The sequence below is a fragment of the Cryobacterium sp. Y50 genome, assembly GCF_002929805.1.
Lineage (GTDB): Bacteria > Actinomycetota > Actinomycetes > Actinomycetales > Microbacteriaceae > Cryobacterium.
The window spans coordinates 23856-39039 of record NZ_PJJM01000080.1 but is presented as its reverse complement, the minus strand read 5'-3'; the positions used below and the strand labels follow the sequence as shown (position 1 = coordinate 39039).

Sequence of the window (15184 nt, the reverse complement as noted above, 5' to 3'; positions counted from 1 at the left end):
AAGCGGGCCTTGCGACGAACGCGTGGCCCCTATTCAGGCCCCGGGCAGCGCACCCTTCAGGTCTGCGATGAGGTCCTCGACGTCTTCGATGCCGACCGACAGGCGCACGATGTTGTCGGGTACCTCGAGCTCGGTGCCGCGCACCGAGGCGTGCGTCATTTCCGAGGGGTAGTTCACGAGCGACTCGACGCCGCCGAGTGACTCGGCGAGCTGGAACAGGTGCATCGACTCGGCGAACTGGCGTGCGGCCACAGCACCACCGGCGAACGCGATGGAGATCATGCCGCCAAAGCCGGACATCTGCTTTTTGGCCAGCTCGTGGCCGGGGTGACCGGGCAGCCCCGGGTAGTAGACATGCTCGATGGCTGGGTGGCCGTCGAGAAATTCGGCGATGGCCTGAGCGTTCTTGCAGTGCCGTTCCATGCGCACCGAGAGCGTTTTGATGCCGCGCACGGTCAACCAGGAATCGAGCGGGGCCGACACCGGCCCGGCCGCGAACTGCAGAAACTTGGCCTTCTCGTGCAGCTCGTCATCGTTGATGATGAGTGCGCCGCCAAGCACATCAGAGTGGCCGCCAAGATATTTCGTTGTCGAGTGCACGACGACGTCAGCGCCGAAGGCAAGCGGATGCTGCAGGGCCGGCGACGCAAACGTGTTGTCGACGATCGCGATGACACCGTACCGGTGCGCTATCTCGGACAGTGCCGCGATGTCGCTGATCTTCATCAGCGGGTTGCTCGGCGTCTCCACCCAGAGGATCTTGGTTTCGGGGCGGATAGCCGCCTCAACCGCCGTGAGGTCACTCATCTCAACGGTCGTGTTGAGCACGCCCCAGGCTCCGTGCACCTGGTTGATGAGCCGGTGGGTTCCGCCGTAAACGTCGTTACCGAGTACCACATGGTCGCCCGGCTTGAGGATGGCACGCAAAATAGTGTCTTCCGCAGCGAGACCACTTGCGAACGACAGGCCGTGCTTGCCCCCCTCCAGCGCGGCGAGTAGAGATTCGAGCACGGTACGGGTGGGGTTGCCGCCGCGGCTGTACTCATAGCCGCCGCGCAGGTTGCCGATGCTCTCCTGTACATAGGTGGAGGTCTGGTAGATCGGTGGAATGACGGCACCGGTGGTCGGGTCGAATGCCTGACCGGCGTGGATGGCGATCGTGTCGAACTTGTTAGCCATGAATATTCCCTCTGTAGAAATGATTAGACACTCAGGTAGCTGAGCAGGTCGTGCCGGGTGATGACGCCGAGTGGTTTGCCGCCGTCGGTCACGAGCAGCGCGTCGTGGGTGGCGAAGGCGGTGCGGGCGGCAGCGACGGGCTCGTTGACGCCGATCAGCGGCAGCGGCACACCCAAGATCTCCCCAACCCGGTCGGTGAGCCTGGCATCGCCGGAGAAAACCCGGTTCATCAGGGCGCGCTCATCGACCGCGCCAAGCACCTCCCCCATGACGACGGGCGGCTTGGCGCTCAGCACGAGCAGCTGCGATACATCCTGGCTAGTCATGGTCTCGATGGCGTCGCGCACGGTGTCGCTCGGGTGCACATAGACCAGGGCCGGCAGAGTCCCCGTCTTCGATTCGAGCAAATTCGCGACCGTGTGACCGGCGGGGGCTGCGCTGAAACCGTAGCTGCACATCCACTTGTCGTTGAAGATCTTGCCGAGATAACCGCGCCCGCCATCGGGCAGCAACACCACGATTGTGTCGTCCGGTCCGAGCTTTTCAGCTGCACGCAGGGCGGCAACGACGGCCATTCCACTCGAGCCACCGACCAAAATTCCCTCTTCAAGCGCGAGCCGGCGGGTCATCGCGAAGGAGTCGGCGTCCGAGACGGCGATGACCTCGTGCACAACGGTGGGGTCGTAGGCGCCCGGCCAAAAGTCCTCACCGACGCCCTCGACCAGATAGGGCCGGCCGGTACCACCGGAGTAGACCGAACCTTCCGGGTCCGCTCCGATGATGCGCACGGCGTCGTTCGACACCTCCCGCAGGTATCGGCCGGTTCCGGTGATGGTGCCGCCGGTGCCAACTCCGGCGACGAAGTGCGTGACCGTGCCGTCGGTGTCGCGCCAGATCTCGGGGCCCGTGGTCTCGTAGTGGCTGAGCGGGCCGTTCGGGTTGAAGTACTGGTTGGGCTTGAACGCACCCGGAATATCCCGGGCGAGCCGGTCCGAGACGCTGTAGTACGATTCAGGGTCCTCCGGTAAAACGGATGTCGGCGTCACCACGATCTCGGCGCCGTATGCCGTGAGGACATTACGTTTGTCCTCGCCAACCTTGTCGGGCAACACGAACACGCACTTGTAGCCGCGCTGCTGCGCCACCAGGGCCAGACCCACCCCGGTGTTGCCGGAGGTGGGTTCGACGATCGTACCGCCGGGTTTCAAGAATCCGTCGCGCTCGGCCGCATCGATGATGCGCACCGCGATGCGGTCCTTCGCCGAGCCGCCCGGATTAAGGTATTCCAGCTTCACCAGCACCGTCGCGGTCAATCCCGCGGTAACCTTATGAAGTTTGACCAGCGGCGTGTCACCGATGAGGTCGAGAATGGTGTCAGAGATTTTCATGGGAATTCCTTCTGTCGAGCCGCGCGCCAGTGGGCAGGCGCAGCCTCGGGTTGCACCGGCGCATCGCGTTTTGGGCGTTGGCCGGGCGCGTTCGTGGAAGGTCGGCTAGCGACAGCAGCAACACGACGAGTGAACGGGCACGTATCCAGTCTATCGGGCGGCGCGATCAGGCGACCAGCCTGAGAAATACCTGCGAGAGCGGGATCAGAGGGAAGGTACAGGGGCGACTGATACGTTCGCATGGAGGTAGTTCCCATAGAGAGGCCGTCGTGACCCCCCAGCCCGGATCCCCCGTCAATAAAGCGTCGATCAAGGAAGAGCGCGTTGCTAAGCGTGCAAAAAAGCTGGAGGAATATCACCGCCAGCAAAAGCGCAGCAAGCGCAACCGACAAATCGGCATCATCGCTGGTTCTGTCGCCGCGGTCGCCATCATCGCCCTCCTAGTCGCCACTTTTGCGTTCGCCCCGAAAGCGGCGAACTACGCGGGCGGCGGCGCCGGCGATGCGTCCACGATCGACGGCGTTCAGACCTTCAGCAACACAACCAGTCACATCGAGACCGCAGTCACCTTCGAGCAGACCCCGCCCGCCGGCGGCCCGCACAGCGCGGCCTGGCTCAATTGCGGCGTTTACGACCAGGTGGTCCCGAACGAGAATGCGGTGCATTCGCTCGAGCACGGAGCGCTCTGGGTTACCTATGACCCGTCAATCTCCGACGCTGAGCTTGACACGCTCAAGACCAAGCTGCCCTCGACCTACGTCATCCTCTCGCCGTATGACGACCTCCCCGCTCCGATCGTGCTGAGCGGCTGGAATTCGCAGCTGCAGATCGACAGCGCCGACGACACGCGCATCGCCGAGTTCTTCACCGAATTCTGGAAGAGCACGAACGTGCCCGAAAACGGCAGCCCATGCTCGGGCGCGATCGATGCACCCGGCAAGGTCTCCTAGAGCGCGGGACAGCGTGCAGCCCACAATGAATGCGCGACCAGCGAATGTCCGACCGTCGCGACCGCGCCGCACCCTAATTCGTGCGATCACGGCATCCGTTCTGGTGACGGCTCTCTCGGTCGGTGCGGTGGCATTCTCGATCGGGAGACTGAGCACGATCGTCGACGCGACGCCCGAGACAACGAGCGCCGAGGCCGGCTTTGCCCGCGACATGCAGGAGCACCATAACCAGGGGGTCGAACTCGCCCTGATCATCCGCGATCGAACCGACGATGAACCGGTGCGGCTGCTCTCCTACGACATTGCAGTCACGCAAGCCCAGCAGAGCGGGCAAATGTCGGGGTGGCTCGCCGTGTGGGGGCTGCCGCAATTCGCCCCGGAGCCGTCGATGACCTGGATGACCCGGCCCGGCCTCTCCGGCGCGACCCACGACGGCGAGCACACGGCCGGTTCCGACGCCGCACACGTCGCCGGGGAGCCGATGCCCGGGCTCGCGACCGCCGCCGAAATTGCCACGCTCACCGCGGCATCCGGGGTCGAAGCTGAACGCCAGTTTCTCGCCATCATGATCGCTCACCACCACGGTGCGATCGAGATGGCCGAGGCCGTGCGGAGCCGCAGCACCAACGCGACCGTGCAGACCTTCGCGACCTCGGTAGTGCTGAGCCAGGAGTCCGAGATCGATCTGATGACCGGGATGCTCGCCGACCGTTCGTAGCGCTCCCGATGCGCCTCCGCTCGGGCCGGGCGCGATCGCCGAGCCCACCTTACGAAACCGGGCCCGGGCCCGATCATGGGCCCGGAAACGGGGGTCAGGCAGGGGTGGCGCGGTAGGTCAGAATCTCGGTGCCGTTACCTTCAGCGAAATCGTCGGGGGCCACCCACATCGTCACGCAGCCCGAGTCGAACGAGATCGCGAAGGGGTTTCGAGTGATCGTGTGCCCGTTCGTCGAGTACAGACCGATCGGAAATTCCTGAGGAATCGTGTGCTGTGCGGTGTCGATGAGTGCCAACCCGCCCAGCTCAAAGGCTCCGGATGCCCCGCTCAGCACCGCGATTCCGCTCGCGGCGATGAGACCCTCACCGAGAAAGCGGCAGTCCTGATAGTCGATGAACCCGCTCGGATTCGGCCAGTACGCGACCAACGCCCCAGCGAGAGTCCAGGTGTAGAAGAACCGTGAGCCCCAGCTAGCGCCGTGCACCAGGCCATTCGTCCGGTCGCAGACCACCCAGCTCACGTGGTCGGCGACCCGAAAGCGCTCCCGAACCTCGCCGGTCTCCGGGTCGATTGTCATGATTATGCTCTGGCCGCCCGGGCGGTACTGCGCCACCGAAACCCACACTGAACTGCCGTCGAAGTCGATGCCGCCCGGGTGGTACATCTCGCCGTCACCCACGATCAGGTCCCGCTGCAGCGCTCCACGCTCGTCGATTACAAACACGTGACCCACTCCACGGGTTTCCGACTGAATCTCCACCGAAGACAGAAAGGTGAGCCCCGCGGCGAAGGTCAGTCCCTGCGGGTGGAAGGTGGCGAAGTCGAGCGGTAACCGGTCGATCAGGTGCCAGGCTGTGTGCCGGTCGAGGCCGTCGAGTGCGGGCATCAGCTCGCGCGCACGGCGGCGCGCCATAGGCCGTACACTTCCATCGCGGCCTCCGGGGCGGCCACCAGAATACCGCCGCGGCGAGGAAATGCGTTCGGAATCCCGTCTTCGTCGAGCACTACGCCACCGGCCTCCTGCACGATCAGCGTGCCGGCCAGATGGTCGACGGCGCTGAACTGACCGATCACCGAGGCGGCTCCCCTTCCGGCGGCTATTCCCACGACGGTCAGCGTGGCTGAGCCCATCACCCGCATAATGCTGAACCGCTCGCCCAGCGCGGTCAGGAGTTCGATCATGCCCGGCCAGGGCAAGTGTCCGGCGAGCTCCGTGTGCACGACCCGTCCGGCCAACGACAGGGGTCCCTTTTCGGGTCGAGGCAGCGACAGGGCAGCGCCATTAAGTCGGGCGCCCTGCCCGGCCACCGCTTCGAACAGGTCGCCACGCCAGGGTTCGGACACGACGGCGACGTAGGGAACGTGATCCACCGCCAGGGCGAGTGAAAACGACGTCCACGGAATGAGGTTGGCATAGTTCGTCGTGCCGTCGACCGGGTCGAGGTACCAGCACGGCACACCGGCCTGCGCCTCGCCGCCCATTTCTTCGCCGACGAAGTTGTGCGACGGAAATATGGCTGCGATGCGCTCGCGCACGTGGCGCTCGACAGCGATGTCCACCTCGGTCACGAGGTCGCCAGGGTTCGCCTTGGTCGAAATCGTTCCCTTATCGGCGGATCGGCTGTATTCCTGCGCCCAGATCGCGAGTTCCCGCGCAATTGCACTGGCCTCGCGCAACTCCTCCGCCGAGAAAGGTATCGGCGCTTCCTCAGGCCCGACTGCCTCGTGCACGGTCTCGGCGAGCAGAGCCAACCGATTGGAGGTCACGGAATCCACGCCCAGCGCGAGCACCCACCGCATTACCGCGGCGCTATCGACCGTCCAACAGGCCACGCGCAAGCCCAGGGCATGAATGTCGTCCACAAGTTTCCGGCTGAGCACGACATACTCCGCGTTCACAAAATCCGGTCGGAGCTCATCGATCAATTCGAGCGGTGGCGCCTCGCGCCGGTCCCACGGCAGCCAGATGTGAGCCTGCGCATCCAGAGAGCGGATGCGCCGCATCCCGGCCAAACTTCCACACCACGCGACGTCCACTCCGCTAACACGCACTACTTCAAAAGCCGGTGCGGCCGGTGCTTCCTCATCCATGTCGATGAGCAATAAGGCAGCGGAATCTTCGAACAACTGCAGGGCGTCTCGCAACAAGGGAATTCGAAGGTCCCCGGCGCCCAACGCGGTGACCTGCTCATAGGTCAGGTCGGAGATGGCGGCTTCCCGGCCCCATAGCCGAAGGAGACTCGCATCGTGCAGTAACACCACCTGGCCGTCACTGGTGACCCGCACGTCCACCTCGACGTAGTCCGCTCCCGCCGCAATCGCCGATCGAATCGCTGCGAGGGTGTTCTCCCGAAAATTCTGGGAATCCCCGCGGTGAGCGGTGACGGCGGCGACCCGCTGGGCGGTCGCGTCGCGCGCGCTCATGCCGTCACCCTGGTGGTCGTGACGAGCCGGCCCTGCCGAAAGGTGAGCGCGTTCTGGATGGAAGCGTGACCGCGATCGCCGGGCGCCGGTGGCAACCCGGAGGCGAAGGCGCGAAGAGTTGCGTCATCGCGCTTCAGGTAGATTTCGTGAAAGTGCCCGTGAGGCACGACGCGCTCGACGACGGCAGGTCGCGCATCGAATGATGCGTGCAGGGTGAACACCACGTCTTCCGGGCGAATGCCGACGACGTCGTCACCGGGCACGATGACGCCGTTCACCAGCGCACCCTCGATCCGGTTAAGGCTGCCGATGAAGGTCGCTACGAACTCGGTTTCCGGCCGGGAATACAGCTCGGCCGGGCGGCTAAACTGCTCGATCTTTCCGGCGTTCATCACGGCGATTCGGTCGGACATCGATATCGCCTCTTCTTGGTCGTGCGTCACGATCAGAGTCGTGATGCCCAGCCGCTGTTGAATTTCACGGATGTCCTCACGCACCTTCACCCGCAGCTTCGCGTCCAGGTTGCTGAGCGGTTCGTCCAGCAACAGCAGCTCCGGCTCTTGCACGAGCGCGCGCGCCAGGGCGACGCGTTGCTGCTCACCACCCGAGATTCGGGCCGGTCGCGAGTTCTTGTGGTGCAGCAGGTTGACCAGCGCGAGGACAGCGTCCACTCGCTGCTCGATTTCCTTCTTGCCGAGTCGACGCAGTTTGAGGGGGAAGCCGACGTTATTCTGGACCGTCATATGCGGCCACAGTGCATAGTTCTGAAACACCATGGCGCTGGGCCGTTTCTCGGCACCGAGGTCGGATACCTCGCGGTCGTGCACCTGGATCGAGCCAGCGTCGGGCGCGAGGAACCCGGCGATCATGCGCAAGGTCGTGGTTTTTCCACAGCCGGACGGGCCGAGCAGGGAGACCAGCTCCCCGTCACGCACAGTCAGGTCGAGATTGTCGATGATGGTACGACCGCCGAGCACCTTGTGCAGGCCTCGCACGCGCAGACCGCGCAAGCCACCGGCATCCGTTTCACGGTGTATGGGTGTCGTGGAATGTATTTCTTCGATCAAAGTCATGGTCTTCTCTACAGTTCTTGCGATTGCCGGAGCGGGGCTATTTGATTTGGAATCCCTCAGCGAGCGTGCCGCCGACGATGTGCTTGTGCGCCGCCAGCAGTAGGGCGACCGAGGGGATGGCCAGCAGGATAGAGAACACGGCCGCCACCTGATTTGGGTAGTTGAGCACGAGGGTATACATCTGCGTTGGCATGGTCATAATGTCGGGTGCGCCGATGAGGTAGGAGCCCTGCGCCTCGTCGAACGACGCCAGGAACGACATCACCGCGGCCACCAAAATTCCGGGCAGTGCCAAGGGAAACGTCACGCTGAAGAACACCCGCAGCTTCGAGGCACCCGCGTCGCGCGCCGCTTCCTCGAGACTGCGAGGCACCGCAGCGAAGGCCGCGGCGGGAATCCAGGTCATGAACACCACGGTTCCCAAAACATGCACGATTAACACGCCCAGCACGGTACTCATCAAGTTCAACGCGTAAAACAGCGAGGCAATGGTGACGTACAGACCCATTTTCGGGAAGGCGTTGAGGGCGAACAGCCCAATCAGAAAGGTTCGTCGACCCCAGAATTCGTAACGCGCGAAGGCATACGCCGCAGGCAGACAGATGCAGGCCGACACCAGCACGGTCAACGCGGCGAGCGCAAGCGAATTCTGCACCGCCCGGCCGAGCGTTTCGTCGCCGAGCACCACGCTCCACCAGCGCAGGGTCCAGCCGTCCGGGCCGAGGTTGGGGAAAGTCCAGGATTCGGCGAATGCTCGAATGCCCAGCCAGGCCAGCGGGCCGAGAATGAAAACGACCATGAGGACGCAAAAGAGGCCGCTGAGCGGACGGCTGAAGTTGAGCCGCGCTGCAGATTTCCGCGCGCGCTTGGTGATCATCGTCATCAGACTTTTCCCTGATCCTTTGCTGATCGAAAGTTGGCCCAGACATACGCTGCGGCGATACCGGATGCGATCACAAAGACGATGAAGGCCATCACGACGGATTGCTGCGGCTGGTTAAAAGCCGAGAAATAGTTGGACATGCTCACGCCGAGCATGTTGGGCGCATTCGGCCCGGTGAAGTACGGAACCGTGAAGGAGCCGACCACGCCGATCGCGGTGAACGTGACCGCGATCAGGATCGGCACGAAAGCCATGGGAATGAGAATGGACACTACGATGCGCAGAAAGCCGGCACCGGCATCCCGCGCGGCTTCGATCATGGCGTTGGGGATCGCCTGCAGACCGGAGGTGATCATGAGTACCGCGAAGGGCAGTGAGGTCCAGACGGATCCGATCACCACAGCGACCATGGTGAAGGCCCACACCGGCGCCTCGACACCGAATTGCGCAAAGACGCTGCGCACGAAGCCGTCACCGGAGTAGAACGTGACGATCGCCCAGGAAGCGATGACCACCGGGATAAACAGCGGGATGATCGCCAGACCGGACAGCAGCCGGGCTATTCGACCGCCCCGCAGTTTGAGGAACAACCCGATGCCCAGGGCCAGAAAAATAACGGTGACCGTACTGAGCGCTGTCACGCCGACGGTGACCGAGAGGTCGCGCAGGATGCGGGAGTTGGAGAGCACCTCGATATAAGCCGCCGGTGTTCCCCACCAGTTCTCGGCTTCGTGCACGTTCAGGCCGATCGAGGCGATCACATGATTCAGGCCACCGGTCAGACCAATGCTGAACGCAAAAGCCAGGACGATCGGGAATCCCACGAACAGCAGAATCAGAATGATCGGGGGAAGGGCGAGAAAGAAGCCCAACGGGCGACGCGCCACAGCCGGAGTGGCGATGGCGCGTCGCTTTGAGCCCCTGGTCGGGGCGAGAGTCACTGTCCCGGAACTTCCTGATCCCACAGGTTGCTCAAGTCACTGCCCATCTGAGAGAAGTAACCCTTGCGCAGGTTGCCGGTATCGGCATCCTTGAACTCGTTCTGAATGTCCGCCGAAAGCAGATCGAGGCTGATTGCCGGGAAGCCGGCGATCTCGTTCACGATCATTTCCTGGGCGTCAGCGGTCAAAACGAAGTTGGCGAGCTTGAGCGCACCCTCCTGGCGTGGGCTGGCAGCCGGAACGCCGAGGTAGGCCGCACTGCCGGTGAAGGACGGATCGGCGATCTGTGTGTAGTCCACGGACTCGCCAATCGCGCCGTTCTTCTTGCCGGAGATAAACATGTCGGACCAGACCGGCGCCATCGAGATTTCACCGCTCGCCAGCAGGTCCAGCGTCTGCTGGTTGCCGTTGGGGTAGAAACCATTCTGGTAGATGTACGGGTTCAGGCTGCGGAGCGTTTCGAACCCTTCGGTCCACTCGCTTTCCAGTTCTTTCTCGTACCCGACGGTCATTTTCGCGCGGGCATCGTTAGAGACGTACTTGTCGAGGACCGTCGCGACGAAGGCCGAGCCGGATCCGCCGGACTTCGGGGAGTTGTAGGTGAATTCGCCCGGGTTCGCCTCAATCCATGCCAGCAGCTCGTCGAGGGTCTTCGGCGGTGTCGGGATGGTGACGGTGTCGTATGCCAGCAGAACGACGGAGCCGCGGTAGGCGATACCACCGGCACCACCGGCCTCGACGACGTCTTCAGGAATGTCGTTGAAGGCGGAGATTTCGTCAGCGGTCATCGGTGTCAGCAACCCGGCCTCGGCGGCCATGGGCACGAATCCGCCGTCAACGAGGTCGAAGCCCGGGTCCTTTTCCTGCTCCGTGGCACTCGTAAGCTTGGCCATCGTCTGGGCATCGTGCTCGCCGTGCAGATCGAGGTTGACCGCGACCGTGTATCCGGGGTTCTCCGCTTCGAAAGCCGGAATCAGGTGGTCTTCCCACAGTGCCTGGATGTTTTCACCGCCACTGATGAGGACCGTGAGGGCCTGATCGGCTGATTCATCGGAGCCCAAAGATGTTGCGGCGCTGCTCTGCACGCATCCGGCGAGGGCCAGGATCGCGACTGATGCAACGGCGGTGGTGGCAAGGAGCCGAGTAGTTTTCATTACTGTCCGTCTGCTATTAGTGGTGTTAGGTAAACCCCGATGTGGGGCACACCGATCTTCCAAAATGCAGGCGACCAGCACATTGCCCAAAGGTAAACACGAAACGTTGCCCCTTCAACGCGAAGGTGAACAAGGCCATGTGGTGTCGCGATCGCCGGGCACACCTTCGGAAACCGGGCCCATGATCGATCATGGAGGCCCTTTCCGAGCCCGGACCCGGACCCGGACCCGGAAAGTTTAGGGGGCGGGGCTGGACGTGATTTGGCGGGCGTAGAGGCTGGCGTAGAAGGCGCCTTGGGCCAGCAGCTCGGCGTGCGTGCCGCGCTCCACGATGCGGCCGGCGTCGACGACGAAGATCACGTCGGCGTCGACGATCGTCGACAGGCGGTGGGCGATCGCGATGGTCGTGCGGCCGTGACTGGCCGTGTCGAGGGCGGCCTGCACCACGCTCTCCGAGATGGAGTCGAGAGCACTCGTGGCCTCATCGAGGATGAGCACCGGCGGGTCCTTGAGCAGCACCCGGGCGATCGCGATGCGCTGTTTCTCGCCGCCGGACAGCCGATAGCCGCGCTCCCCCACCATGGTGTCGTACTTCTCCGGAAAGGAGTCGATCGTATCGTGGATGTTCGCGGCGCGCGCTGCGGCGACCAACTCGGCATCCGTTGCCTCCGGTTTGGCGTAACGCAGATTCTCGGCGATGGTCGCGTGAAACAGGTACGTTTCCTGGCTGACGATGCCGATGTGGGAGACGAGTGACTCTTGCTGAAGGTCGCGCACGTCAACCCCGGAGAACAGCACCCGGCCGTCCACGACCTCGTAAAAGCGCGGAATCAGGTAGGAAACCGTGGTTTTACCGGCACCGGACGGGCCGACAAACGCCGCGAACTGGCCCGGCTCAATCGTCAACGACACGTCGTCGAGAGTCGGTCGAGCGTCGCCGCCGGCATCCGGGTAAGCAAACCGCACGTGGTCGAACTCGACCCGGCCCCGACCGGAGCCGACCGAGGGCACGAGCGCCGCGTCGGGCTTGTCGCTGATCGCCGGCTTCAAGTCGAGGTACTCAAAGATGCGCGCAAACAGTGCTGACGAGGTTTGCAGGTCGAGGGTGACCCGCATGAGTCCGAGTAGCGGAAAAATCAGCCGAGACTGCACGGTCGTGAAGGCCACGATCGTGCCCGCGGTAATCTCTGTCGTTCCGTTGAACACGAGCGCGCCGGCCACGAGGTAGACGATCGCAGGAATCGCCGACAGGAACACGCTCACCGTGGCGAAAAACCACTGGCCGCTCATCTGCTGGCTCACCTGAAGCCGCACCTGGTTGCGGTTCTCCCCGGCATACCGGTCGATCTCGTTCTGCTGCCGGGTAAAGCTCTTCGACAACAGAATGCCCGACACGCTCAGCGTCTCCTGCGTGATCGCAGTCATGTCCGAGAGCGACTCCTGCGTCTTTCCGGCGATGCGCGCCCGCACCTGCCCGACCCGGCGCTGGGCGAATACCAGAACCGGCATCAGCACCACGGCCACAATGGTCAGCTGCCAGTTGAGCAGCAGCATTGCTACGAAAGCCGCGATCACCGTGACTGTGTTGCCCAGGATGCTGGAAATCGTGTTGGTCAGCACCGTCGCGACGCCGCCGACATCGTTTTGCAGCCGCGATTGAATGACGCCGGTCTTGGTCTTGGTGAAGAAGCTCAGCTCCATCGCCTGCAGGTGCGTGAACAGGCGCACCCGCAGGGCACCCATCACCTTGTTACCAACGCTCGCGGTGAGCCAGGTCTGCCAGACGCCGAGCAGCGCGTTGACCAGAAAGACGCCGAGCATGAGCGCCACGAGCACACCGAGCACCGAGAGATTCGGGGGGGTGTCGCCGGGCGGAAAGAGGCCGTCATCGAAGGCTTTCTGGGTGAGAAGCGGCGGCACTACCGAGAGGGCTGCGCTGATCAGAACAAGAACGATCGTGACGATGAGGGTGTTGCGGTGCGGCGCGAACAGTTGGGTGATGCGAGCGAGCAGGTGCGGAATGCGCGGGGCGAGCGCATTCTCGGCGCGCTGCGCTGCGGCATCCGCTCCACTGACTCGCTTGCGTGGGCGCTCAACGCCCGCCTGCTGCCGCGGGCCATGACCAGGGGCACCGTGCATTCCACTCATGCATTCACTCTAAACGTCAGCAGAGACTCGGCAGAACGGATGCCAGTGGTCGGCTCGACCACTGGCATCCGTTTCTGATGTTGCCTATTTTTGCGAGCCGGCCAGGAGCGCCTGCACAAAATAGCGCTGAAAGGCGAAGAACACGATGAGCGGCACGATCATCGACAGGAATGCGCCAGAGGAGAGAACGTCGATGTTCGACCCAAATTGCCGCAACTGGCTTTGGATGGCCACCGTCAACGGTTGCGACCCCGAATTCGTGAAGATCAACGCCACCAACATGTCATTCCAGGTCCACAGAAACTGGAAGATCGCCAGCGAGGCGATGGCCGGGCCGCCGAGCGGAAGAATGACCTGCACGAAGATGCGCCAGTCGCTCGCCCCGTCGATACGGGCGGCTTCGAGCAGTTCAGCCGGAACCTGCATAAAGAAGTTGCGCAACAGAAAGATGGCAAAGGGTAACCCGAAAGCGATGTGAAACAGGATGACGCTGAGCACGGAGCCGAAGATTCCGAGAGCGCCGAACATACGCGCGAGCGGGATGAGCGCCACCTGGATGGGCACGGCCAACAACACGATCACAACGATCAGCAGCCAGTCCCGGCCGGGAAATTGCAGCCAGGCAAACGCATAACCGGCCAGAGCCCCGATCACCACCACCAACACCGTGGTCGGTACCGCGATCATGATCGTGTTCCAGAATGACCCGGTGATCGCGGTGTTGGAGAGCAGATTGACGTAGTTATCTACGGTCAGCTGCGCCGGGGTGGTGAACACGGTCCACCACCCGGTCGACGCGCTGTCCCCGACCGTACGCAGGGAAGAAATGAACAGCCCCACCGACGGGACCAGCCAGAAAATGGCCACGAAGACCAGCAGAAAATTGACGAAGCCCTTACCGAAGAAAGCGAGGATTTTTTGAGCGGCGGTCTGCTTGCCGCGCACAATGGTGAGGTCGCTCATTGCTGCCGCTCCTCCCTGAACCGTCGGATATTGATGATCATCGACGGCAGAACCAAAATCAGCAACAGAATGGCCAGCGCGCTACCGAGCCCCTGATTGTTGCCACCGCCGAAGGACACCGTCCACATTTCCACCGCGATCACGTTGGCCGCCGGTTTCGCCGAGCCCGGTGGTATGACGTAGACCAGATCGAAGATCTTGAGCACGTTAATGATGAGGGTCACGAAGACCACGATGAGCACCGGAGAAAGCAGCGGCGCGGTGATGCGGGTGAAGACATTCCACTCGTTCGCCCCGTCCATGCGTGCCGCTTCCTGTAGGGAACGGTCGATGGCCGACAAGCCAGACGAGATCATGACCATGGAGAATCCAGCCCAGATCCAGATATACGACAAAATGATGACCCCGGTAATGAAGGTCGAGCTGAGCCAGGACACCCCCTGATAGCCCTCATCGAAATTCGCGGCCGGCAGAGCAACGCGATAGGCCCCTTCCGCCAGGCCGTCGATGACGTAACGCCCGGCTGCATCGGTGGTTGCGGATGCTGCGATCGTGCCGTCGGCGGCCACGGCATCGACCAGTATTCCGGGCAGCCCCGTTTTTCCGTCGTCGATCTGGCCACTCGTTCCACCGCCACCCCGCACGACGTCGAGCCAGACGGTGCCCACGAGCTGGCCGGCCCGGGCGTTCACGGCTGGTTCCGCCTGCGCGGCCGCCGCGGGCACGCTGTCGACACGGATGCCTACCAGCGGGAAGTTCTGCTCGGAGCCGGATTCGACCGTACTTTCGCTGGCGATGACGCCCCGGTCCTGCACGAGGCCCAGTCCGTCCCGGCCGGCGGCACCGGGGTAGGCGGCGTCCTGACCGAAGGCGCTGTTGACCGTCACCAAGGCCGCGTTGACCACGCCCAGGTTGGGGTTTTCCTGAAACATGCCCCGAAAAATCACCCCGGCGGCCAACATCGAAATTGCCATCGGCATGAAGATGATCAGTTTGAAGGCCGTCGCCCACTTTATTTTCTCCAGCAGAACCGCAAAGATCAGCCCAAGAATGGTGCACGCCGCCGGGGCAACGAGAACCCACAGAACGTTGTTGCGTATGGCCGTGAACGTCGAATCGTTCGTGAACATGGTCACATAGTTGTCCCAGCCGACGAATTCACCACCACCCGCGCTGAAGAACGACCGCACGACGGTGTAGACGATCGGGTAGAGAACGAGCGCTCCCAGAAATACCAGGGCCGGGGCAAGAAAGCCCAGCGCGATCATGAACATCCGGCGGCGCGATGACCCGTGCGGGGGACGACGTTTGTCGCCCCCCGCCGGAGAATTCGCTACCGGAGCAACCAACTGAGTCATCGCTC

General features: G+C 63.1%; 13 protein-coding genes. 2 read left to right on the top strand and 11 right to left on the bottom strand.

The genetic code is table 11. The annotated features are described in order from the left end of the window. Positions 1-33 precede the first annotated feature (33 nt). Positions 34-1179, bottom strand: coding sequence for a cystathionine gamma-synthase (locus CXY73_RS06485; protein WP_104137712.1), 1146 nt, complete (start codon positions 1177-1179; stop codon positions 34-36). A gap of 23 nt (positions 1180-1202) precedes the next feature. Next, positions 1203-2567, bottom strand: coding sequence for a cystathionine beta-synthase (locus CXY73_RS06480; RefSeq protein WP_104177197.1), 1365 nt, complete (start codon positions 2565-2567; stop codon positions 1203-1205). Positions 2568-2836: 269 nt separating this feature from the next. Between CXY73_RS06480 and CXY73_RS06475 the strand changes: the two genes are divergently transcribed. Further along, positions 2837-3517, top strand: coding sequence for a DUF3105 domain-containing protein (locus tag CXY73_RS06475; protein ID WP_104177196.1), 681 nt, complete (start codon positions 2837-2839; stop codon positions 3515-3517). Positions 3518-3542: 25 nt separating this feature from the next. Then, the gene (locus tag CXY73_RS06470; RefSeq protein ID WP_104137928.1) at positions 3543-4235 is read left to right on the top strand and encodes a DUF305 domain-containing protein; all 693 of its coding nucleotides are present in this window, start codon (positions 3543-3545) and stop codon (positions 4233-4235) included. Positions 4236-4329: 94 nt separating this feature from the next. Here the strand turns inward: CXY73_RS06470 and CXY73_RS06465 are convergent, their stop codons facing one another. The 9 genes from CXY73_RS06465 to CXY73_RS06425 all read right to left on the bottom strand — a co-directional run bounded on the left by CXY73_RS06465 (position 4330) and on the right by CXY73_RS06425 (position 15179). Beyond that, positions 4330-5121 carry a DUF6454 family protein gene (locus CXY73_RS06465; protein ID WP_233198178.1) on the bottom strand — a complete coding sequence of 264 codons (792 nt, stop codon included), beginning with the start codon at positions 5119-5121 and terminating at the stop codon, positions 4330-4332. Next, on the bottom strand, positions 5121-6659 hold the full coding sequence (locus CXY73_RS06460; RefSeq protein ID WP_104177195.1) for an inositol monophosphatase family protein: 1539 nt from the start codon (positions 6657-6659) through the stop codon (positions 5121-5123). Before CXY73_RS06460 ends, CXY73_RS06465 begins: the two co-directional genes overlap by 1 nt. Continuing rightward, positions 6656-7732: an ABC transporter ATP-binding protein gene (locus CXY73_RS06455; protein WP_104177194.1), complete on the bottom strand. Its 1077-nt coding sequence runs from the start codon at positions 7730-7732 to the stop codon at positions 6656-6658. Before CXY73_RS06455 ends, CXY73_RS06460 begins: the two co-directional genes overlap by 4 nt. Before the next feature lie 37 nt (positions 7733-7769). Then, complete coding sequence (locus tag CXY73_RS06450) at positions 7770-8615, bottom strand: ABC transporter permease (protein ID WP_233198177.1); 846 nt, start codon at positions 8613-8615, stop codon at positions 7770-7772. Then, positions 8615-9556: an ABC transporter permease gene (locus CXY73_RS06445; protein ID WP_104177193.1), complete on the bottom strand. Its 942-nt coding sequence runs from the start codon at positions 9554-9556 to the stop codon at positions 8615-8617. The genes CXY73_RS06450 and CXY73_RS06445 overlap by 1 nt, the downstream gene beginning before the upstream one ends. Continuing rightward, complete coding sequence (locus tag CXY73_RS06440) at positions 9553-10710, bottom strand: extracellular solute-binding protein (RefSeq protein WP_104137730.1); 1158 nt, start codon at positions 10708-10710, stop codon at positions 9553-9555. The genes CXY73_RS06445 and CXY73_RS06440 overlap by 4 nt, the downstream gene beginning before the upstream one ends. Before the next feature lie 237 nt (positions 10711-10947). After that, positions 10948-12858: an ABC transporter ATP-binding protein gene (locus CXY73_RS06435; RefSeq protein WP_369831218.1), complete on the bottom strand. Its 1911-nt coding sequence runs from the start codon at positions 12856-12858 to the stop codon at positions 10948-10950. Positions 12859-12942: 84 nt separating this feature from the next. Continuing rightward, positions 12943-13821, bottom strand: a complete 879-nt coding sequence (locus CXY73_RS06430; RefSeq protein WP_104177192.1) for a carbohydrate ABC transporter permease — start codon at positions 13819-13821, stop codon at positions 12943-12945. After that, positions 13818-15179 (bottom strand): ABC transporter permease subunit, encoded by a 1362-nt coding sequence (locus CXY73_RS06425; RefSeq protein WP_104177191.1) that lies wholly within the window; start codon positions 15177-15179, stop codon positions 13818-13820. Before CXY73_RS06425 ends, CXY73_RS06430 begins: the two co-directional genes overlap by 4 nt. Positions 15180-15184: the final 5 nt, after the last annotated feature.